At 37.2% G+C, this 23,114-nt stretch carries 20 protein-coding genes; 15 read left to right on the forward strand and 5 right to left on the reverse strand.

What is annotated here, in order from left to right; translation table 11 throughout:
* Window positions 1–351: 351 nt before the first annotated feature.
* The 10 genes from QJV33_RS03195 to QJV33_RS03240 all read left to right on the forward strand — a co-directional run bounded on the left by QJV33_RS03195 (window position 352) and on the right by QJV33_RS03240 (window position 11,559).
* The gene (locus QJV33_RS03195) at window positions 352–3,057 is read left to right on the forward strand and encodes an Rne/Rng family ribonuclease (protein ID WP_281461965.1); all 2,706 of its coding nucleotides are present in this window, start codon (window positions 352–354) and stop codon (window positions 3,055–3,057) included.
* A 103-nt stretch (window positions 3,058–3,160) separates the two neighbouring features.
* Complete coding sequence (locus QJV33_RS03200; protein WP_281461966.1) at window positions 3,161–3,607, forward strand: RrF2 family transcriptional regulator; 447 nt, start codon at window positions 3,161–3,163, stop codon at window positions 3,605–3,607.
* 331 nt (window positions 3,608–3,938) lie between these two features.
* The gene (aspS, locus tag QJV33_RS03205) at window positions 3,939–5,759 is read left to right on the forward strand and encodes an aspartate--tRNA ligase (protein ID WP_281461967.1); all 1,821 of its coding nucleotides are present in this window, start codon (window positions 3,939–3,941) and stop codon (window positions 5,757–5,759) included.
* 186 nt (window positions 5,760–5,945) lie between these two features.
* Entirely contained in the window at window positions 5,946–6,383 is a 438-nt protein-coding gene (locus QJV33_RS03210) for a hypothetical protein (RefSeq protein WP_281461968.1), read from the forward strand.
* Between the two features lie 359 nt (window positions 6,384–6,742).
* Entirely contained in the window at window positions 6,743–8,176 is a 1,434-nt protein-coding gene (locus QJV33_RS03215) for an amino acid permease (protein WP_281461969.1), read from the forward strand.
* An 80-nt stretch (window positions 8,177–8,256) separates the two neighbouring features.
* Window positions 8,257–8,481, forward strand: coding sequence for a sulfurtransferase TusA family protein (locus QJV33_RS03220; protein ID WP_281461970.1), 225 nt, complete (start codon window positions 8,257–8,259; stop codon window positions 8,479–8,481).
* A 113-nt stretch (window positions 8,482–8,594) separates the two neighbouring features.
* On the forward strand, window positions 8,595–8,825 hold the full coding sequence (locus QJV33_RS03225) for an exodeoxyribonuclease VII small subunit (RefSeq protein WP_271789223.1): 231 nt from the start codon (window positions 8,595–8,597) through the stop codon (window positions 8,823–8,825).
* Window positions 8,826–8,845: 20 nt separating this feature from the next.
* On the forward strand, window positions 8,846–9,757 hold the full coding sequence (locus QJV33_RS03230; protein ID WP_281461971.1) for a polyprenyl synthetase family protein: 912 nt from the start codon (window positions 8,846–8,848) through the stop codon (window positions 9,755–9,757).
* Window positions 9,758–9,796: 39 nt separating this feature from the next.
* Window positions 9,797–10,537, forward strand: a complete 741-nt coding sequence (locus QJV33_RS03235; protein WP_281461972.1) for a TlyA family RNA methyltransferase — start codon at window positions 9,797–9,799, stop codon at window positions 10,535–10,537.
* Between the two features lie 23 nt (window positions 10,538–10,560).
* On the forward strand, window positions 10,561–11,559 hold the full coding sequence (locus QJV33_RS03240) for a bifunctional GNAT family N-acetyltransferase/(deoxy)nucleoside triphosphate pyrophosphohydrolase (RefSeq protein ID WP_281461973.1): 999 nt from the start codon (window positions 10,561–10,563) through the stop codon (window positions 11,557–11,559).
* Between the two features lie 9 nt (window positions 11,560–11,568).
* Here the strand turns inward: QJV33_RS03240 and QJV33_RS03245 are convergent, their stop codons facing one another.
* Window positions 11,569–12,462, reverse strand: coding sequence for an SMP-30/gluconolactonase/LRE family protein (locus QJV33_RS03245; protein WP_281461974.1), 894 nt, complete (start codon window positions 12,460–12,462; stop codon window positions 11,569–11,571).
* Window positions 12,463–12,544: 82 nt separating this feature from the next.
* On the opposite strand from QJV33_RS03245, the gene QJV33_RS03250 reads away from it, so the two are divergent.
* On the forward strand, window positions 12,545–13,297 hold the full coding sequence (locus QJV33_RS03250; RefSeq protein WP_281461975.1) for a competence/damage-inducible protein A: 753 nt from the start codon (window positions 12,545–12,547) through the stop codon (window positions 13,295–13,297).
* Window positions 13,298–13,301: 4 nt separating this feature from the next.
* Here the strand turns inward: QJV33_RS03250 and QJV33_RS03255 are convergent, their stop codons facing one another.
* From QJV33_RS03255 to QJV33_RS03265, 3 genes are all read right to left on the reverse strand, one after another.
* On the reverse strand, window positions 13,302–14,261 hold the full coding sequence (locus QJV33_RS03255; protein WP_281461976.1) for an acetyl-CoA carboxylase carboxyltransferase subunit alpha: 960 nt from the start codon (window positions 14,259–14,261) through the stop codon (window positions 13,302–13,304).
* An 83-nt stretch (window positions 14,262–14,344) separates the two neighbouring features.
* Window positions 14,345–15,262 (reverse strand): tyrosine recombinase, encoded by a 918-nt coding sequence (locus QJV33_RS03260; RefSeq protein WP_281461977.1) that lies wholly within the window; start codon window positions 15,260–15,262, stop codon window positions 14,345–14,347.
* 16 nt (window positions 15,263–15,278) lie between these two features.
* A complete protein-coding gene (locus QJV33_RS03265) occupies window positions 15,279–15,848 on the reverse strand; it encodes a hypothetical protein (protein WP_281461978.1) in 570 nt (189 codons plus the stop codon).
* Window positions 15,849–16,036: 188 nt separating this feature from the next.
* Between QJV33_RS03265 and aroB the strand changes: the two genes are divergently transcribed.
* The 3 genes from aroB (at window position 16,037) to QJV33_RS03280 (ending at window position 19,653) form a co-directional block, all read left to right on the forward strand.
* Window positions 16,037–17,680, forward strand: a complete 1,644-nt coding sequence (gene aroB, locus QJV33_RS03270) for a 3-dehydroquinate synthase (protein WP_281461979.1) — start codon at window positions 16,037–16,039, stop codon at window positions 17,678–17,680.
* A 307-nt stretch (window positions 17,681–17,987) separates the two neighbouring features.
* Window positions 17,988–19,127 (forward strand): OmpA family protein, encoded by a 1,140-nt coding sequence (locus QJV33_RS03275; RefSeq protein ID WP_281461980.1) that lies wholly within the window; start codon window positions 17,988–17,990, stop codon window positions 19,125–19,127.
* 97 nt (window positions 19,128–19,224) lie between these two features.
* The gene (locus QJV33_RS03280; RefSeq protein WP_281461981.1) at window positions 19,225–19,653 is read left to right on the forward strand and encodes a GtrA family protein; all 429 of its coding nucleotides are present in this window, start codon (window positions 19,225–19,227) and stop codon (window positions 19,651–19,653) included.
* Between the two features lie 34 nt (window positions 19,654–19,687).
* Here the strand turns inward: QJV33_RS03280 and QJV33_RS03285 are convergent, their stop codons facing one another.
* Window positions 19,688–20,194, reverse strand: coding sequence for an integrase core domain-containing protein (locus QJV33_RS03285; protein ID WP_281461982.1), 507 nt, complete (start codon window positions 20,192–20,194; stop codon window positions 19,688–19,690).
* 633 nt (window positions 20,195–20,827) lie between these two features.
* Here QJV33_RS03285 and QJV33_RS03290 point away from each other — a divergent pair.
* The gene (locus QJV33_RS03290; protein WP_281461983.1) at window positions 20,828–23,044 is read left to right on the forward strand and encodes a Hint domain-containing protein; all 2,217 of its coding nucleotides are present in this window, start codon (window positions 20,828–20,830) and stop codon (window positions 23,042–23,044) included.
* The last annotated feature ends 70 nt before the right edge of the window (window positions 23,045–23,114 follow it).

Below are 23,114 nucleotides of genomic sequence, written 5' to 3' on the forward strand. Positions count from 1 at the left end.
TTTTTTATTAGAGGTGCCTTTGTACCTTGGAAAGATAAACCACATGTCAAATCAATATTATTTTGAATATTTATAACAAGTTATTTAAAGAGTATCCTTAATGATATCTAAGAACTGAAACAGTTAGTCAGCTTTTGCAAAAATAACTTTGTATGAATATAAACAAAATTTAATTTGAGTAATGTAATTATTTTTTAAATTTGCTAAACAAGATTTCAAGTTTTACCTACTTTCAAGTAAGTTTCATGGTTACGTCGTAAAAAATAATATAAAATGCACGTTCCCATCGCAAATATTACTTTGAAATTATTATTGATTGTTTGAAGACAATCGCCGGAGTAATAAATTATTATGACTAAAAAATTGCTGATCGATGCCAGCTACAAAGAAGAAACACGTGTTGTTACCCTCGATGGTAATTGCATAGAAAATTATGATGTTGAAAATTCAACTAAAAAACAATTAAAAGGCAACATATACCTCGCCAAAGTTATTCGCATTGAGCCCAGTTTACAGGCCGCTTTTGTTGAATATGGTGGTAATCGTCATGGTTTCTTGGCTTTCAGCGAAATTCATCCTGATTATTATCAAATTCCAATCGCAGATCGTAACAAACTGCTTGATTTGAATAAAAATGCTATTGAAGATAATCAGCTTGATGATGAAAATTTCGACGATCAACAACCCACTACATTCAATGACGATGATGATATCAGCCAACCTGTTGCCAATATTATAAAAAATTATAAAATCCAAGAAGTTATTCATAAAAGACAAATATTATTAGTCCAAGTTGTCAAAGAAGAAAGAGGGAATAAAGGTGCCGCCCTCACAACCTATTTGTCCCTTGCTGGTCGTTATTGTGTGTTAATGCCGAACTCACTCAGAGGGGGTGGAATTTCCAGAAAAATTACATCTATCTCTGAAAGAAAACGCCTTAAAGACATCATTGCTGAATTAAATATCCCCGTCCATATGGGTATGATTGTTCGCACAGCAGGTGCTCAGTGTCCGAAACCTGACGCATTAAAAGATGGGGAATATCTTTTACATCTATGGGATGAAATTCGTGATCGTACAATGAAAGCTGTTGCGCCATCACTGATCTATGAAGATTCAAGTCTGTTAAAGCGTGCAATCAGAGATATTTATACTTCTGATATTGGTGAAATTTTAATTGATGGTGAAGAAGGTTGGAACATCGCCAGAGATTATATGCGCGCTTTAATGCCTCAAAATATGCGCAAACTTCATTTATGGAGAGATCAAAAACAAACGCTTTTCTCTCATTACAAAGTTGAAAAACTCATTGAGCAAATGCTGTCCCCAACAGTCCAATTAAAATCTGGGGGATATTTAGTTATCAATCAAACCGAAGCTCTGGTCGCCATTGATGTGAACTCTGGACGCTCTATCAAAGAAAAAGATTTAGAAGAAACAGCGTTACGTACCAATCAAGAAGCTGCCGATGAAATTGTTAGACAATTACGCCTTCGTGACTTAGCTGGGTTAATTGTTATTGATTTTATTGACATGGAAAATAGAAAACACAATTATATGGTCGAAAAGCGTCTTAAAAATGCTTTACATAAAGATCGTGCACGTATTCAAGTTGGATCCATCTCCTCATTTGGTTTAATGGAAATGACACGTCAGCGCCTGCGTCCCTCTATTTCTGAATTTTCTTTTATTCCTTGCCATCATTGTAATGGAACAGGAATTATACGCAGTATCCCAAGTGCTTGTTTGCATATTTTACGTCAAATTGATGAAGAAGCACGCAAATCTAAACCTGGTGTTTTAACAGTTCATACATCTTCAAACGATATTGCATTTTATATTTTAAATCAAAAACGTAGCTGGTTATTGGATATTGAAAATAAATATAAAATTCAAATTATTCTTGATATTGACACAACATTAACTGAATCAAAAATTTCTTTTTCTCATGAAGTGAATGAAGCGCTCGAACAAGAGCAAGAAGCAGAACAAGAAAAAGCAAATTTCTTGTTACAAGAAAGTCAAAGCCCTTTCATCAGGGAAATTCCGATCCAATCTGAATCTTCTGAAACAGAAGAAATTTCCGAAGAAAGAGAAAATTACCAAGAAAAACGTCGTAACAATAATAGACGTTCGCGTTACAATAATTATAAACAACGTAGAGCTGAACAACAATCGGAAGAAATTGTTGAATCTGTAGATGTTCAACCAGTCGCAGAAAGTAATTCCCAGGCAATCATCATCACCGATCAAGATGAACAGCCAGATATCAGCTTTCATCCAGTGGTTAATCAAGATGAATATTTTGCAGCCAAACGTGAGGATCGTCCTAAACGTTCCAATCGTTATCCACGTCAACCCCGTTGGAAACGCAATAAATATCAACAAGCTACAGAGGATAATAACCAAGAAAATTCTCGTGACTTAGTTGAAACCGCTGTCAATATTGTGCCTATTACAGAAGCCGAAACACCATCTTCTGTGAATATGCTTAAAACAGATAATGATGCGAGCTCTCCTGCTTTTATCTCGGTTGATATCACAGACACTAAAGAAAACGCTCAGCCAGAGAACACAATCTCCGTTTCTGCACCCTCAACGGCACAATCAATAGCAGTCGATCAATCTGAAAAAGAAATCGTTGCGGAAAAAACGCCTGCTAAACCAGTGCGTAAGACAACGAGAAAGACCTCTACTGTGGTGCAAAGGAAAACTGCAACATCAAAGGCAAAAACTGTTAAACCGACAGAAGAAGCCGGCGATACTCCTACAACGATTGCAACGGATGAAGCAGAAAAGAAACCTGTCAAAAAAACAACTCGTACGAGAAAAACAACATCAACTACAAAAAAAGCTACTGATGTTGATAATGATGCTAGTGCCAAAAAGGCAAAGCCCACTTCTCGCAAAACAGTAAACAAAAAACCGAAAACCTCTAACTCTGAGGTAACGGAAGAAACACAACCAAATCAACAGGATACTATAATTAAACCGATTGTCATTGATAATGCTCCTTCTCCGGCACCTCGTGCTGGCTGGTGGAAACGCTCAAACTAATGACTATATAATGAAATAGGGTTTAGATAAAAGCCGTATTTGAACCCTATTTTCATACTATAAATTATAGAATGTCTATGTTTTGGCGGAGACCTAAAGAATTATGCAACTCTCTTTATATACAGATTATGCACTACGCGTTTTAATTTATCTGAGCATTCATCAAGATCGCCTCAGTTCTATTCACGAAATTGCTACCTGTTATGATATTTCGCAAAATCATCTGATGAAAGTCGTTCATCATCTTGGAAAAGCTGATTTTATTTCAACAGTTAGAGGGCGACGTGGAGGATTAAGATTGAATAAGCCCCCTTGCGACATCACTTTAGGCAGTATTGTCAGACACACAGAAGATACAGAACAACCCATTAAATGTGGGAAATGTGTTATTCAGAAAAACTGCATAATAAAATCAATTATTTTTAATGCGTTTGAATCTTTTTATACAGTACTCGATCAATATACTTTGGCTTGCGTTCTGCAAGATTATGATAAGTTACATGGATTGTTAACTATTGCACAGCCAAGAGCTATTAGTTGTAATCAGTAACATTAACAATATGCTGTTTTTTTTATATAATATTGTCAATTCACTAATCAACCATTGCTGGAATAGACATTGATATAATTGATTTAAATCTTATCAAACATAAGATCATTTTTAAAATCCATTATATTTTCTTTGCATCTGTTCCGACAAAAAACGCGCTCTATATCTACAAAAATAATCTGAGTAGTTATGAATGAATTTGAAAGAATTCGTGATCTCATTTATAATTATTTTTTTGAATAAAATGGTATCGCATTTTTATCGCAACCATGCCTTTCATATCATTAAGACCATAGAATTAAAATTTAATAACAAGATATAGGATAAGTTAATGCATCGCTATCGTACTCATAATTGTGTTGCTCTCAGAGCAAGTGACGTTGGATCAATTGTTAAACTTTCTGGCTGGGTACATAGTAAAAGAGACCATGGCGGGTTATTATTCATCGATCTTCGGGACCATTTTGGTATTACTCAAATTGTAATTCCTGCGGATTCTTCTATACTCGAAACAATTGAAAAAGTCAGAGTAGAAAGCGTATTGTGCATTACAGGGAAAGTCGTTTCACGTGAAGAAGATACAATTAATCCTAAATTACCCACAGGTGAAATTGAAATCCAAGCTGAAAATATAGAAATCCTTTCTTCTGCTGCAGTTTTACCTTTTCAAGTCAATGGTAATGAAAATTACCCCGAAGATTTACGCTTAACTTATCGTTATATTGATCTACGTCGTGAACGTATTCACCGTAATATTTTATTAAGATCCAACGTTATCTCTAGCCTACGCAATCGTATGATTGAACGAGGATTTACTGAATTTCAAACACCAATTCTGACCGCATCATCTCCTGAAGGTGCTAGAGACTTTTTGGTTCCAGCACGCTTGCATCCTGGCAAATTTTATGCCCTACCTCAAGCGCCTCAACAATTCAAACAATTAGCAATGGTTGCTGGATTTGATCGCTATTTCCAAATTGCACCTTGTTTCCGTGATGAAGCTGCTCGTGCGGATCGTTCTCCTGGAGAATTCTATCAATTAGATTTTGAAATGTCTTTCGTAACTCAAGAAGATGTCTTTGAAACGCTAGAACCTGTTATGGAAGGCATTTTTAAAGAATTCGCACCAAATCATAACATCAGTCAAGCTCCTTTTGAACGTATTCCTTATAAAACTGCTATGAAAGAATATGGTAGCGATAAGCCTGATTTACGTAATCCGTTAAAAATTACTGATGTAACAACTGCGTTTGATGGTTCTGGTTTTGGGTTATTTGCTAAAATCACGGCTGAAGGCGGTGAAGTTCGTGCAATTCCTGCCCCTGGTGCTGGAAATAAACCGCGTTCTTTCTTTGATAAGCTTAATAACTGGGCTAGAGAAGAAAAAATGGGCGGCTTGGGTTATATTACTTTTGATGAAACGGGCGCAGCCAAAGGTCCAATTGCTAAAAACCTTGATGAATTACGTTGTGAAGAAATTAAAAAGGCTTGTAACCTTCAAAATGGTGATGCAGTTTTCTTTGTGGCTGGTAAAGGACTGGAGATGGTTAAATTTTCAGGCACAGTGCGTACAAAGATTGCTACTGAACTAGAACTTATCGAACAAAATGCATTCCGTTTCTGTTGGATTGTTGACTTCCCAATGTATGAGTTAAATGAAGAAACAGGATTGATTGATTTCTCTCATAATCCATTCTCTATGCCTCAAGGGGGGTTGGAAGCATTAAACAGTCAAGATCCTTTGGAAATTAACGCATATCAATATGATATTGTTTGTAATGGGATTGAGCTTTCTTCTGGTGCGATCCGTAACCACCGCCCTGACATTATGATCCGCGCGTTTGAGATTGCTGGCTATCCAGAAGAAGAGGTTGAAAAACGCTTTGGTGGGATGTTGAATGCATTCCGTTATGGAGCACCTCCTCATGGTGGTGCTGCTCCTGGAGTTGATCGTATTGTAATGTTATTAACGGATGAGCCAAACATTCGTGAAGTTATTTTATTCCCGTTAAATCAACAAGGCGAAGATTTAATGATGTGCGCCCCTGCCCCCACAACACCAGAACGGTTGAAAGAACTTTCTTTGGCTTTAAACCTGCCTAAAGTGGCTGTAAAAAAAACAGAGAATGCCTCTAGTAATGAAAACGAGTAAAATAACTTATATTATTGAATAAAATTCATAAATTGATAACTTGTGATATTTCTAAATAGAAAGGAAATATCACAATGAAAAAACGATTTTGGGCGTTAACAATTATAGTCTCTATTCTTCCCGCAGCAGTAAATGCTAATAGCCCTGAGATGTCACAAGAGGCATTTCAGCAGACCATAAATAAATATGGTGCAACCTACTGTAAAGAAAGGTATAAATGCACTAATAAAAGATGCAGTTAAAAAATGCCATAAAGATACGCCTAAAAACAGCCCTACACTAGATCAATGTATTCTTGTTGACCAAGCAATGACATCAATTGCTACAAATGTTATTAACCGCAACTACGCAAAACTACATAGTTTTGGAAGAAAGCCCCCTTCTGCAAGCGATCCATATATGACAATTGATGTAGAAGAGAACAGAGTGAAATACTATACATCAACACCACATTTTAAAAATGGTTCTCAATTGAGTCAAATGGATAAATTCACACTATACGACTATTTTCTATTTTTTGATGAATTACGGAAATTATTTATACAGAGATGCGCTAAAAATAACCAAACAGGCTTGATCTGTCTTTTACAACGCCCTTTGACTATTTTATACCTAAAGTTGTAATCTCAAGCATAATCTTTTATAGTGTGACCAGAGACAATCTTTGCTCCAACTCTTTATCATGCAAATATTACGAAATAGCTCATTTTTAAGAAGATTTTAACTTTTGTAATTTAATTTATTATAAATTTCTATGATCCAGCGAATTATCTATTTGCAAAAACAAATAAAATAAGTCAGCATAAATTTTTGCCACAAAAATGTCTTAATCTATTTAAGCCACCTAACTTATTGATTGTAAATAAATAGAAACGTCAACATGATATCTTTAATATATAGAAAAAAGGAATTGATAAACGGTCAATAAACACAACATTATATATTAAATTATAAACTCTATAATCACAACAAAGGATGAAGCATTGATACCCACAAAACATAAAAAACACGTTTCCACCCCCCCTTTAAAAGACGGTGAGCTGGCTCATACTCTTGAACGGCGCCACGTTGTCATGATTTCGATGGGGGGCATCATTGGTGCTGGTCTTTTTGTTGGCGCATCTGCTTCTATTCACGCCACAGGACCTGCTGTTTTATTATCCTATGTTATCACAGGATTAATGATTTTCTTTGTCATGCGAATGTTGGGTGAACTGGTTATTGAAAAACCAGAAGTGGGTTCCTTTTTGAATCATATCCGTCGCGGAATGGGACATAATGTTACGTTTGTCCTTGGATGGGGATATTGGCTATTTTGGATTTCCGCCATTGCTGCTGAATCTATTGCTGGTGGAGAAATGTTACAACATTATATGCATATTCCACCAGAATATAGCTTCGCTGCAACCATGATCTTGGGTCCTATATTGGTTATTGCCATGATGCTCACGAACCTGTTTTCTGTACGTGGTTATGGTGAATTTGAATTTTGGTTTGCGTTGATTAAGATCGTTGCTATTGCTGCCTTTATTGTCGTTGGTGGCATGGCTATTTCGAATTTATTTGGTTTTAAAGCTGGAAGTGTCAACAATATTTGGTCCCATCATGGGTTTTTCCCCAATGGCGTTATTGCAATCTTTACCATTATTCCAACTGTTTTATTTACAGTTACAGGATCAGAGGTCGCAACAATTGCTGCTGCTGAATCAGATAAACCCGCCGAAAATGTTGCCTATGCAACCAGAACAATTATTTTCAGAATTGTTGCCTTTTATGTTATTTCTATTGCCATTATTTTATCAATCGTTCCTTGGGATCAGGTTATCCCTGGCATTTCACCCTTTTTAATGGCGTTACAAGCTATTCATATTCCGTATGCCTCTGACATTATGGAATTTACTATTTTAATCGCAATTTTATCTTGTTTAAACTCTTCGATTTATGCAACTTCCAGAACATTATTTGAACTTGCAGAGTATGATGATGCACCAAGATGGTTAATTCATACAACCAGCAATGGGGTTCCAAAACGCGCTATTATTGCAGCTTCTTTCATTGGGATTGCTATTTCAATTGCTTCTTATATCTCGCCTAGCCATACTTTCTCTTATCTTTTAAGCTGTGCTGGTTCGATTATCTTATTTGTTTATATCGCAATTGGTCTTTCACAAATTAACGTTCGCAAGAGGATGCAAGCAGCTAATCAATTACCCATTTTTCAAATGTGGTTCTTTCCTTATCTATCTTGGTTAACTGTTTTATCTTTAACTGCTGTCATCATTGCCATGCTATTCAATAATACAGCACGCACTCAAATTATCATCACCTGTGCAATTTTAGCAGTGATTGGAGTTATTCGTATTTTTACGCATAAATATAGTAAAACAGGCGAAATGAAGCATACAGAATTAAAATAATACAAAGATTCTATACAAGTTGTTGCAAATATAGTATTAAAGACCTTGGAAACAAGGTCTTTTTTTATAGGAATATCTTCATGAGTGAGATCGTTTTAGATGTTAAAGGATTATTATGCCCTTTACCTGTTTTAAAAGCGAACCGTGCATTACAAACCCTAGAAAAAGGCAAAAATTTACGTATTCTGGCAACAGATCGTGGCACGATCAAAGAGTTTCAAGAATTTTGTCGTCAAACAGGACATGCATTAATTGCTTTTTCAGATCATGGAACGGTGCTATCCTTTTTAATAAAACGAAAATAACGTCAATATTTTCTATACAACTGTATCAAGTCGTCTTATAAACAAGAAAACCATTTACTGAAGAAACAATATATACTTGTTTTAACATTAAAAAGAGCTATTGGAAAATACCGATGACCAATGATTTATCCTCTCTTTCGTTCGAGGATGCTTTAAGCGAACTGGAAAAAATTGTTCATAACCTAGAAACAGGTCAACAAAAACTAGAAGAAGCCATTGTCTCTTATGAGCGTGGTGCGCAGTTACGGCGTTACTGTGAAAAAAAACTAAATGAAGCAGAGGCTCGTGTTCAAATCATTGTCAAAAAAGATGATAACAGCCTTGATACTGAAACTATTGAATAATTTTGAAGGTCCCTTCTCTCATGACATCTTCTACGACATATGATGCTGAATCTCTACGTAATTCTTTAACCCAACGCGCAAAAGAACTAGAAAAAACATTGGACAAACAATTCCCTCGTATGAAGGGTGGAGAAGCCAATTTAATTGAGGCGATGCGTTATGCTGTTCTTGGTGGGGGAAAACGCCTCAGAGGATATTTGGTTACAGAAGTAGCCTCTTTATTTAATGTACCACTGGCACAATCCATATATGTTGGCGCATCCGTTGAAATGCTTCATGCCTATTCTTTGATCCATGATGACTTGCCTGCAATGGATGATGATGATTTACGTCGTGGAAAACCATCTACTCATATTAAATATGGTGAAGCAATTGCTATTTTAGCAGGCGATGCTTTACAAACCAAAGCATTTGAATTGCTGACGATGGAAGAAATTCACGAAAGTGCAACCATTCGTATTCAACTGGTAAAATCTTTGGCTGAAGCAAGTGGATCAACTGGAATGGTCGGCGGTCAAGTGATTGATATGGAAGGGGAAAACCGTCACCTTACATTACCAGAAGTCCTTAATTTACATGCAATGAAAACGGGACGTCTAATTTGTTACTCTGCCGAAGCAGGTGCTATTTTAGGTAAAGCAACACCTGACTTAAAAAATCATATTATTAGTTATGGTAGAGATTTAGGTACTGCTTTTCAAATTGCTGATGATGTTTTAGATGCCACCGCAAGTGCAGAAGAGCTTGGAAAAACCGCAGGGAAAGATGACGCAGCTGGAAAATCAACCTTTGTTTCATTATTAGGAATCGAAGACGCCAGAAAAGAAGCCGATCGTTTGGTTGCCAAAGCTATTCGTCATTTAGAGCCTTTTGGGGCTGCTGCTGACAATTTGCGTGCTTTGGCTGAATATGTTGTCTATCGTAAAAACTAATATTTTTGTCTTATTTATCTATCAAAGAGCTTTGGTCTGATGGCTGGTAAAAAACGTATTGATGTCCTCTTGGTCGACAGAGGATTAGTAGAAAGCCGCACCAAAGCTCAAGCTCTCATTATGGCAGGTCTTGTCTTCAGCAAAGAACAGCGCGTTAATAAAGCTGGCGACATGGTGCGTGAAGATACAGAACTGAGCGTCAAACAACAACCTCATCCTTGGGTTTCGAGAGGAGGCATTAAACTTGACCATGCGTTATCTGCATTTCACCTATCCCCAAAAGGATTAAACTGTATTGATGTTGGTGCATCAACAGGTGGTTTTACAGATGTTTTACTGACTAATGGTGCTAATAAAGTTTATGCGATTGATGTCGGTCATGGGCAGCTTGCTTGGAAAATACGCAGTGATGAAAGAGTTGTTGTGCATGAAAAATGCAATGCACGATATTTAACCCAAGAAATCGTTCCAGATCCTGTGCAAGTCGTTGTGTGTGATGCCAGCTTTATTAGCCTTAAAATGGTATTGCCAGCAGCGCTTTCTTTGTGCCAGTCTGGCGGATGGGCTGTGGCATTAATCAAACCACAATTCGAAGCTGGTAGAGAACATGTCGGTTCCAAAGGCGTCGTACGTGATCCAGCAATTCATGAAAAAGTTTGCCAAGAAATCAGAACTTGGTGGGAAAGTTTGGACAACTGGAATATTTTAGGTATTGAAACCAGCCCTATCACTGGTCCCGAAGGTAATGTTGAATTCCTCATTGCTGCTAGAAAAATATAATATTTATAACAAGGCTTTGCAAAATGACGATCCATAATGTTTCTGTCCCTCCATTACATATCGATCATTATACGTTACGGATTATTCAGGCAGAGGACATTCATTCTATTCATTCTTTGATTAATGATTGGAATGTTGTCAGAATGCTTAGCCAAGTCCCTTTCCCATATCCTAAACCCCTTTTAGAACAATGGATTGATTTGGTTTCCAAAGAAACAGAAACAGGGAAGTCATATCATTTTACGATGATCGATAATACAAATCAAAAAATTGTTGGTTGTATTGGTCTGCGCGTTGATGGCAAAGATCAAATCGGGAAAATTGGCTATTGGATTGGGCACAAATATTGGGGACAACAAATTGCCAGCAAAGCCCTGCAACGTGTTAGTACGTGGGCATTGGCGAATTTAAATATTAATTATATCCGTGCCACCGCAGCAGATGATAATTTAGCATCAATTGCGGTGTTAAAAAAATGCGGTTATCAACCTTTTGGTCAAGGAAAAGAAAAATTCCTTGCACGAGCAACCGAACAACCCGTTTCCTATTTTTTACTACAACGTGAAGATATCTGTCCCAGTCAGACTGCCGCTTCTATCACACTCTCTTCTTCTACACCTAAAAAAATCTTACTTGTTGTTGCAGCCGCATTAATTGATACTGAGGGTCGTTTGTTACTAGCGCGCAGACCAGAGGGAAAATCCATGGCTGGCATGTGGGAATTTCCTGGTGGAAAAGTAGAACCAGGAGAAACACCCGAAGCAGCCTTGGTGAGAGAACTCAAAGAAGAAATTAATGTTGATGTATCCCAAAGCTGCTTGGCTCCTTTTACATTTGCCTCTTTTGAATATACGGACTTTCATTTGCTGATGCCGTTATATGTGTGCCATAAATGGAATAATGTTCCAGAACCCCAAGAAAACCAACAGCTTGCATGGGTTTCCGCTGAGGAGCTGGATCATTATTTAGTTATGGAAGCAGATAAACCCTTCATTCCTTTGCTCAAAGATCTATTATTTTAGCGAAATTGTTTATGATATCTTAAATAAATTTTGGGATCTACCAGGCGTGGACACTTCAAAAGAAAACAACCCACCCGCCAGAGGATATCTCTGTTGTTCTTGTGTCGACATATCCTTGGTTGCCGTTGTTACAAAAGCCGTTTGGTAATTCTCACCCCCAAACGTAATTTTTGTAATATTAGGGCAAGGAAATCGAATGGTTTGAAGCAATGTGGCATCTTGTGAATAAATATTGATTTGTTTACCCGCATATAAACAAACCCACAGATGGTCTTGTGTGTCCATTGCCATCCCATCAGGATATCCATTTTCAAACGTAACAAAAGGCTTCTTGTTCGAAATTGTTCCTGATTCGTTCCAATAAAATTGATAAATGACCTGCTCGTTGGAATGGTTATGATATAAAATGTTATTATTTTCCATAATTACTGGACCATTTGTAACGATGTAATCTTTATCCTTAAGGATGGCAGAAATTTTACCATCTTCTTCATAGCTGAGTAAATAAAGAGACCCACTTGGGCTTTGCTCTTCGTTATCCATGGTTCCAAACCAGAGTCTACCCATAGAATCAACATATCCATCATTTAAACGATTATTTGGATGCATTTCGTTCATTACAAACCAACGGGAAAATTTTCCTTGAACTGGATCAAACCAGTATAATCCATCCTCCATACCACATAATAAAACTGACCCTGTCGTTGGAAAAATAAAAGCAGGTTTCTTGGGAGCATCCCAAACTGTTTTCGCCTGTGTTTGTGGATGGTATCGATAGATTTTCTTTTCTACAATATTGACAAAATAAACGCTCTGTTCATTTTCAACCCAGACCACTCCTTCACCTAAGACAGCTTTGACATCCCAAACACAAACAGGCTCGAAAAATTTTGTATGTAACATTCTCAATCCTTCGCTTATACTACAAGGCAACGCTCTATATTTTATAGATCATTTCATATTTACGTATCGTAGGAAAGCATCAATGAATCCGACAGCTGCAATTATCGTCATCGGCAACGAAATTCTATCAGGTCGAACGCAAGATATTAATGTTAATTATATTGCTAAACACTTGGCAATTGCAGGAATTAAACTAAAAGAAGCCAGAGTGATTCCCGATGATCCAAAAGTTATTATTCATACAGTCAATGAAATCAGAGCAGCTGTGGATTATGTCTTTACCACAGGTGGTATTGGACCAACACATGATGATATTACCTCTGATTGTATTGCAGAGGCGTTCGGAGTCCCCAATCAAATCCACCCCGAATCTTTCAAATTATTAGAAGACTATATCGGAAAAGAAAATTTCAACAAAGCACGTCAACGTATGGCGCACTTACCTTTGGGCGCGAAGCCAATCGCTAATCCAATTTCCGTTGCACCAGGTTACGTGATTGGAAATGTATATGTGATGGCTGGCGTTCCACAAATTATGCAAGCAATGCTGAATACAATTATTCCGACATTACGTCATGGAAACCCAATCATTTCAAAAACTTGGTATGCTTACCAAGCATCTGAAGGAAAAGTAGCGGCTGACCTTAATGATATTCAGAATCAATTCCCACAAACAGACATCGGTTCATATCCATTTTACAAAAATGACAAACAAAATGGCATCGCCCTCGTCGCAAAGGGACAGGATCAACATGCCGTCGAACAAGCCGCAAAAGCAATTTATGAATTATTGATTCGTATGGGGTATCAACCTCAAGAAGGAGAACCCCTTTAATATTTTATTCTACTTCTTGGCGTCCCATCGCCAAGAATTTCTTTCTTCTCTTTGCTTGTAAGGCTTGTGAAGGAATAGCTTTTAACTGATTTAGCGATTCTTGAATTGCTTTTTTAACAGATTCAATAGCAACTTCAGGGTCACGTTGAGCACCACCCATCGGTTCTGCAATGATTTGATCGATTAATTTAAACTTCAATAAATCTTGAGCAGTCAAACACAAAGCTCCTGCTGCTTGTGCAGCTTGAGAGGCATCACGCCATAAAATAGAAGAACAAGCCTCTGGTGAAATTACAGAATAAATTGAATGTTCAAGCATTAAAATTTTATCTGCTGTTGCCAATGCAATCGCACCACCAGACCCGCCTTCACCAATAATCACCGTAACGATAGGCACGGAAGTACGCAAACATGTTTGAATAGACTTTGCAATTGCTTCAGCTTGCCCTCTTTCCTCTGCATCGATTCCCGGCCAAGCACCTGGAGTATCAACCAATGTAATCACAGGCACATTAAATTGGCTGGCTAATTGCATTAACCGTTGGGCTTTTCGATAACCTTCGGGTCTGGCCATTCCAAAATTATGTTCTAAACGTGTATCTAAATCCGAACCACGCTCGATACCAATGACAACCACGGTCTGACCATTGAAACGTCCAATTCCACCAATAATAGCGTGATCTTCTGCGAATAATCGATCCCCAGCCAAAGCTGTGAAATCTTCAATAAACGCATTGATATAATCTAACGCATGAGGACGCTGAGCATGACGAGCCACTTGAACTTTTTGCCAAGGGGTCAGTTTAGCATATAAGGCAGAAAGTTGCTTATCTGCTTTATCAACAAGTTGCTTTAACTCCTCCGCGATATTCATATCATCAGAGGATTGTTCAACACGCTGTAACTCAAAAATCTTTGTTTCAAGTTCAGCCACTGATTTTTCAAAATCTAAAAATTGACGCATAATTATCCGGAAATACCATAAATAAATAAAATTCTATAGTCTATTTGCCTGAAAATCTATCATTTTATCGCTATACAGATTTTCTATTCGCACTTTTTATCCTTTTCTTTTGCTAAAGGATGGTGATTACGCACGGTTTTTTCTAGTTGTTCTATTTGAACATGCGTATAAATTTGTGTTGTAGAAATATCAGCATGTCCCAACATCATTTGCAAAGACCTTAAATCTGCACCATGAGCCAGCAAATGACTAGCAAAAGAATGACGCAAAACATGGGGTGAGATACGTTCTGGATCCAAATCCGCTTTTAATGCCACCTGATAAAGAATCTTATCAAACCCTTGTCGTGTTAGGTTTTTTGATGAATCGCGACCTGGAAATAAAAACATACTTTGTAAATGGTGATCGTTTTTCTTTAAATCAATAGCGGCCTCTACTGCCGAATCCGAAATAGGGATAAAACGTTCTTTTCCTCCCTTTCCATAAATTCGTAAAATTTTTGTATCTGATTGAATTTGATCTTTTCGTATTTTTAACAACTCAGAGATTCGCAAACCTGAGCTATACAGAATCTCTAGGGCTGCTTTTGCCACCAAACCTCGACGATAATCCTCTAATAGAACACAGGCATCTAGTAAAAGACCAATTTCAAGTTCTGTTAAATATTTTGGCAGTGTTTTAGGTAAGTAAGGATTTTGCAACAAGTAAGTTGGGTTATCACTCCGAATCCCCTCTTTGACTAAGAAAAGATAAAATTGACGCAGACATGATAACCGTCTGGCTGCGGTTCGAGCAGACTTTCCTTCTTTGCCCATCCACTCAAAATAGTTTTGGATAATCTCTTTCGAAACGGATTCCAAAGATTTTGTATCGTTCTGTATCACCAGATAACTCAGAAAATCTTCTAAATCCGCTTGGTAAGCCTGTAACGTATTTTTGCTAGCCCCACGCTCTGCAGCTAGCATTTCAAGAAAAGATTCGAGATACGTACTACTATTCATTATTAATCAAACTATCTTAGCGTTGAGCTGGAACTCCTGTTTCATTTCCAGGAACACTGCCTGGTTGAGGCATCGCAGGGATAGGTTGTGTTGGCGGTGTTACAGCAGCAGGTTGTGGGTTTGCTGGTGGTTGACCTTTACCATTTGTTGAACCTGCACCTTGTTGAGGAATAATCAAAGGCACCGTTGATTGCGGTGTTGGTTGAGGTACCCCCATGGTGTTGCCTGTTGCAGAATTTGGCACAGCACCTTGCGACGGTATCGGAGGTATGGTCGTATTCGTCGCTGGCTGACCTGCATTATTTAATGCTCCACCAGCCGTTGCCGCAGATTGTGGTATTGCAGGAATAGATTGTGTTGGCGGTGTTACAGTAGCAGGTTGTTGCCCAGCTGTATTTCCAGGAACAGGCATTGACGGAATTGATGGCAAAGCGGGTGCTGATGATTGCTGTTGCAATTTGCTCATAGGAATCACTTTATGCACTTCTTGAATTGGCATTTCAGGGCCTTTTAATCCAAAAAGCACGATAACAATGGCAAATGCTATAACGATCAAGCCAATAATAATAAAAATAGGACGACGCATCATCTTTCCTTAAAAATTTTAAATCTATGATTTTTGTATATTAAGTCGTTACAATAAACTTTTTCATAGCATAAGAGCGTTGACTTTACGATAGATTGTGTTGAAAAATAAAACCAAATTTTATATTTTTAATCGTTCATTTAAATCAGTATGTTTCAAATAACTTACGCTATCTTCGGTATATTTTAATGTTAAATAAAAAAAAATTAATAAATCACCCTATTGCATTAATAGGGTTAATGGGTGCAGGCAAAACGACTATTGGCAAAAAACTAGCTCAAGCACTTTCCATTCCTTTTGTTGATTCTGATCAAGAAGTTGAGAAAACTGCCGGTTGCACGATAGCTGATATTTTTGAACAATATGGAGAGGAAGAATTCAGGCGTGTTGAACACGAAGTCATCAGACGCTTAATCAAACAATCCCCTATTATATTAGCCACGGGTGGGGGTGCTTTTATACATCCTAAGACAAGAGCATTATTAAAAGAACAAACAACAACAATTTGGTTACATTGTAATGTTGAAACTTTACTTGAACGAATCTCTCAACATACCCATCGCCCTTTGTTAAATTCTGGCAATAAACGCCATATTCTCTCTAATCTCATGATGACGCGTTATCCTATTTATGCCGAAGCCGACCTTATTATACCGTGTCATAATAATTTAGTCGAAACGACTTTAACGCATATTCTTTCAACTTTGGAGCGTGCAAAACACATGCGAACATTACCCATTCAACTTTCCAATACAAAATATAATGTGCTGATCGGCTCGCAATTATTACAACAAGCTGGCGCACTCATCACCCCTATTTTATCCCAAAAAAAGGTTTTTATCATTGCAGATGAAAACGTTGCAGCACTTCACTTACAAACACTCACAAACAGCCTCAACATTGCACAAATAGATTTTGAAACGATTTTGATCCCACCTGGTGAAAATACCAAATCCTTTAAATATTTTGAACAAGTAATTAATCAGTTGCTTGAAAAAAATGTTGAAAGAAAAACACCGATCATTGCCTTAGGTGGTGGCGTTACAGGCGATCTGAGTGGTTTTGCCGCAGCAACTGTTTTAAGAGGCGTTCCCTTTATTCAGATTCCAACGACCTTGTTATCACAAGTCGATTCATCGGTCGGAGGCAAAACTGGCATTAACACCCACACGGGCAAGAATTTAGTCGGCGCTTTTTATCAACCTCAAATTGTTATTGCTGACACGCATACCTTAAATACCCTTCCCCAAAGAGAACTGGTCGCTGGTTATGCTGAAATCGTCAAAGCGGGTTTAATTGATGATTCAGAGCTTTTCGAATGGTGTGAACAATATAGCCAAAAGATTTTATCCAAAGATCATCAATATCTTGATGAAGCCGTAGAACGTGCTTGCGCGTTTAAAGCCAGAATCATTAAAAACGACGAATTTGAGCAAAATTCAAAAGGAAGAAACCTATTAAATTTGGGACATAGTTTAGGACATACCCTAGAAGCAGAATTAGGATATGACGGTCGCATCCTTCATGGTGAAGCTGTTGCCTTAGGGTGTTGCTTGATTTTCAAACTATGTACGCAATTAGGAATATGCCCCAAAGAAGATACTGATCGTGTCCTACGACATTTCCAATCTGTTGCGTTACCAACTTCTATAAAAGATATCGATACACCATTAAAAGCCTCAAATTTACTACAACATCTTCAACATGATAAAAAAGTGAAAGATGGTAAGTTACTTTTCATCTTGGTCAACGGGATTGGAAAAACTTTTACTTCTCAAGATGTTAATGAAAAAGATTTACTTGAACTTTTAATTAATGATGGCTGTGTGTGAGGCATTTGTTGTTGTATAGAAAGCACATCTTTAAAAATCTAGTCTAACAAAGAAGTTTCGATGATTGTAATTCCGTCAAAACTTAATTACTATACCGTCTAATCTTTAGTGGTTAAAAAACTAAGAAAAGTGATTGTGTTATTTTTATTACATGTGATATAGAATTGCGTGTAAAATACAAAAAAGTCTTGGTTTTATAATAAAATAGATTAGATTAACATCTAGTTATAGAGTTTCATTGTTTCAAAGAGCTACCGCTTTAACCAGCGGTCTATCGCTCAAAACGTAATTAAAAGGATAAGTCAAGATGCGTCTTCGTACTGCATTACTTGCAACGACTTTTGCAGTGGCCACACCCGCTGCAGCGATGGCTAGCACAATTACTGGCCCTTATGTTAGCTTGGGTGGTGGTTATAACTTAGTTCAAAATCAACATGCAACATTTTCACCTTCAACACGTGCAAATGGTACAAACAGTCCTGCTGGCAGCAAATCTCAGTACCGTCATGGTACAGGTTTCACCACATTTGGTTCTGCTGGTTGGGGTTTTGGTAACGGTCTTCGCGTTGAAGTCGAAGGTGTTTACAACTATTCCAACATTAACGGTCGTAAAGGCACAGAAGCACCTGCATATAAAACCAAAGGTCATGACCAAGGTTACGGTGGATTAGTAAACGTTCTTTATGATATCGACCTACGTCAATTTGGAATCGATGTTCCTATTACACCTTTCGTTGGTGTTGGTGCTGGTTACCTTTGGCAAGATATGGGTCCATTACAAACAAACTATCGTAATGGTTCTGTAAACCGTCTTGGTGGAACCAATGGTGGATTTGCATACCAAGGTATCGTTGGTGCTGCATACGACATCCCAGGTGTACCTGGTCTTGCTGTTACAACAGAATATCGTATGATGGGTCAATTAGACCAATCTACATATAAATCAACATCTTGGGTTGGTAATGGCGTTTACAAAGGTAATGGTAAAGTTGATCATCGTTTCAATCACCAATTTATCCTAGGTCTACGTTATGCGTTTGACACAGCTCCTCCAGCTCCTCCTGTTCAAACTGTTGTAGCACCTCCTCCATTACAAGCGGCTCGTACATATTTAGTATTCTTTGACTTCGACAAATATACTTTGACGCCTCGCGCTCGTGAAATCGTTCGTGAAGCAGCTCAAGCATCTACACGTGTTCAAACAACACGTATCGAAGTTAACGGTTACACCGATACTTCATCTGCTCGTGGTGGCGCAGCTGGTGCACGTTATAACATGGGTCTATCACAACGCCGTGCGAAAAGCGTTAAATCAGAGTTGATTCGTGATGGCGTTCCTGCTAGTGCGATTTATACTCAAGGCTTCGGTGAATCTCACCCATTGGTTCCAACAGGACCAAATGTACGTGAACCACAAAACCGTCGCGTAGAAATTATTCTTAAGTAATTTTTTACTTAAATAGTAATTTTTAAAAGGGAGGTATCATTTGGTATCTCCTTTTTTTGTTATGTAACCTTCTATAATTAAAAAAGTTTTGATTGATATGATTCAAAGGTTAATAAGTCTTTTAATACCTGAAAAATATCATACAAAATTTAAACAATTTATCCAATTTGGATTGGTTGGTTTATCTGGTCTCGCCCTCGACACCTGCACTGTTTACTTATTACGCCATATCATTGGGCTGACAACAGCTACCCTAGTCGCGTATTTTATCGCAGCAACTTCAAATTGGCTTATAAATCGTTTATGGACCTTCCACGGCTTAGGGAAAAATAAACATTTCGTCAATCAATGGTTTACGTTTTTAATTACGAATATATTGGGCTTCTGCCTTAATAGAGGTACTGTTCTAATTCTGTTTCATTTTAGCCAGACTTGCGTGGCTCATCCCATCATCGCTTTGATTATCGGTGCAGCCACAGGCATGTTTGCCAATTTTAATATATCTCGGAAACTGGTTTATAAATAATTCAATAATGACTTGTAGGAATTGATCGCGTTGTTTACAGATTTTGTTTAAAATAACTATCTAAGACCTCATAGGGTGTTTTTCCTTGAATGCCTTTATGGGGTTTAACAGTGTTATAATAATGAATAAATCGTTTCAACTTTAACTTTCGATCCTGAGCATTGACGAACAATGCACGCTCATGCCACATTTCCATGAGTGTGCGAATGACGCGCTCTGCTTTGCCATTGGTTTGAGGGCAAGCCGGCTTGGTAAATTTCTGGTTAATCCGATTGGTATAACAAGATTTAACAAACAGATGTTCAAGCGTTCCTTGGTATTCTCTGCCATTGTCAGAGTAAACACATTCGATCATATAAGGGCATTGAACCAGCACATCGTCTTGTAGGAACTGAGCTGCACTAAACTGAGATTTATCGTTGTAAATCCCTGCATAGCGTTCTCGAGAAAAATCATCAATACCTACAAAAAGATACTCCCGAGTTTGCTGTTTAGTCTCATTTTTCAACAAAGGAAGCCGTTTAGTCTCGACATGCACCATCTCCCCAGGATAAGAGTTGTTATATTTTTTGGCTTGCCGTCTGAGCTTGTCCTCAAGTGTTTTTCAAGGCGTTTAATGCCATATTTGATTGTTTTATAACGCTCATTTGTGCTGGACATCGGCACAAAAAATTGCAACCGAGCACGCCTTAATACAACATAAATCGTAGACCTGCTGACCATAAAACACTTAGCCAGATCGGTTACCGTGACTTTCTCTTGATGATGTAATCGCCATATCTCTTCTCGATGATACAGTGTAAGCTTCGTTTTTCTATGCATGTTATTTACAGTAATATTCCATATCACTGTAAATAACGCGATCAATTCCTACAAATGACTATTATTTAACTTTCATAGAATAGCCATCAACTTTTAGGCTGATTCAACGCCACACTTTTTTCATATTCTTTTTTGAATCACATTGGAACAAATTATTGCTATAATATTTTATATATAATATAATAAATATATAAATAATAAGTATATAACAAGTATATAACAAGTATACAACAAGTATATAACAAGTATAATAAATATATAATTTCATAATACGATAACTAAATACAGAATACTTAAATTTATAACCGAAATAAAAATTTAAAGTAACTTTATCATAATTATGGAGCTTTTTATGGCAGATACATTTCCTAATGGAGGAACCAATTCAACAGAGCAACTATTCGACCAGAATGGAACTATTTTTATAGGTGGCCGTGTTGCAAACACAATTATAAACGACAAAAATGGTTCCTTTATTTTCACACAACCTAACAGCGTGTTAAATATATACGGTAATTTAACAAACAACGGAAAATTTTCCATAGACCCACAGAGAGTCGGGGGTGGAGTTAATGCAACCTTTGGTTATGGGAGTACGACAAATAGTTTAACGCAAACAGGTGGCTCAATTGAATTGGATCAACCTGATAATACTTCTGGTACTATATTGAACTTGGCCTATTCATCTATCAATAACGATGCAAACAGTAAGATTATATCCAACGCCGGTCCGTCATCAACTTTTAACGCACTATATGTCACAAACTTAATAAATGCAGGTATTATTCAAGGTATTGGTAATAATGGCGGTGCCATGACTGCAAACTGGGGTAATGGAGCAGCAAACAGCGTTTTTAATAATACTGGAATTTTTAATATAGATAATAGATCTGCTACAGGTGGCACGACAATAAATATTAATTTTGCAACAATTGCTAATGATGGGACTTTTTCTTTAAATTATACACCAGGAAGTACTGTTCACGTTACTGCTGGAGCAGGAGGAATTACCAACAACGGCAATTTTATTTACTCCTCAAACGCAAAAAGCGGCGCTAATGATGGATCAACTGTTACTTTGAATTCAACCTCCAAAGGTTTTATCAATAATGGCTCTTTAACTTTTGACCATACGCGGGTAAATCTAAATGTCATGGATATCAGCTCCACCAGTGATAATCCTGGCTATATAAATCTGGCTGGTGGTACATATATTAACAATAGAAATTACACACCAACATTTTTAAACCAAACATTTAATTTATCTAATGGCGACAACATTATCAATTTCTCTCGGGCAACAGCCAAATCATTTCAAGGAAAGATTAGAGGCTTTGGCGCAACAGATCAATTATATTTAGGTTTTAATGGAACTCAAGTATATAATCCAGAAACGGGTATTTTAACTGTTACATATGCAAATACTGTGTACAAGTTTGACATGGGACTTGGCTATGATCCTGCGCTTTTCACTTATTCTGGAATGACTATTAAATATAACGGCGATGCCCCTGAAATTGATACACCATGTTATTTAGCAGGATCTATGATCAACACACCCAAGGGGGATATTCCTGTCGAACAACTCAAGATTGGGGATTATGTTACGACTTTTGATGTTGCAACAAATAGTTATCAAAATAAAAAAATTATATGGGTGGGAACTCGTAAAGTTACTATAAATCACCAACTGCCAGATGATATGGCTGGATATTCAGTTTGTATCAAAAAAGATGCTATTGCCTCAAACAACCCTTATCAAGATATATGGGTAACACCTGAACATTGCTTATTTTTTGATGGTAAATTTATCCCTGTTCGAATGCTGGTTAATGGTGCTTCAATTTATTACGATTACAGCTTAAACGGATTTGATGTATACCACATTGAAACAAAGGAACATTCTATAATAATTGCCAACGGTATGTTTTCTGAGTCTTTCTTAAACACTAAAAATCATAATTTATTTCATAAACAGGGCAATATTATCACACTCCACAATCAAGCATCGAAAACTTGGAAAGATGCAGCAGTACCTTTAGATGTGTCACAGGAATTTGTTAAACCTTTATTCAATCAGTTAAAAAAAAGAGCCATAGAACACGGCTATACCGATCAAACTATACCTTATACACTCACAAGAAAAACAAATTTACATCTTATCACGAATACTGGCATCACCCTATATGGAAATCGTAATGATGAAAGTTACATTTCTATCATACCCAATGATGTAACCTCCGTACATATTATTTCGAATACAAGCCGCCCAAGTGACATAATAGGTCCGTATGTTGATGACCGTCGTTATTTTGGTGTATCAATAGGAGAAATCATTCTGTTTAACAATCAAAATATTCATCAAATTACAACACATTTAGAGAAAACAGAATTAGAAGGCTGGCACAACCTCAGCCAATCGGACTGTCGTTGGACGACTGGCAATGCTTTTTTACCATTTGGTAACAAACTTAATACAAATTCTTGCCTTGTGATAAAAATCGCAGAACCATCTTTTTTTATACAAAAAGAAGATTACAACTCTAAAAAAATGCTGCTAAGCGCTTAATTATCAATATTTTAGAAGCCAATAACCATTCTGTGTTATTGACTTCTAAATCATAGCAAAATAATTACAA

The organism is Commensalibacter nepenthis (assembly GCF_029953305.1).
Classification (GTDB): domain Bacteria; phylum Pseudomonadota; class Alphaproteobacteria; order Acetobacterales; family Acetobacteraceae; genus Commensalibacter; species Commensalibacter nepenthis.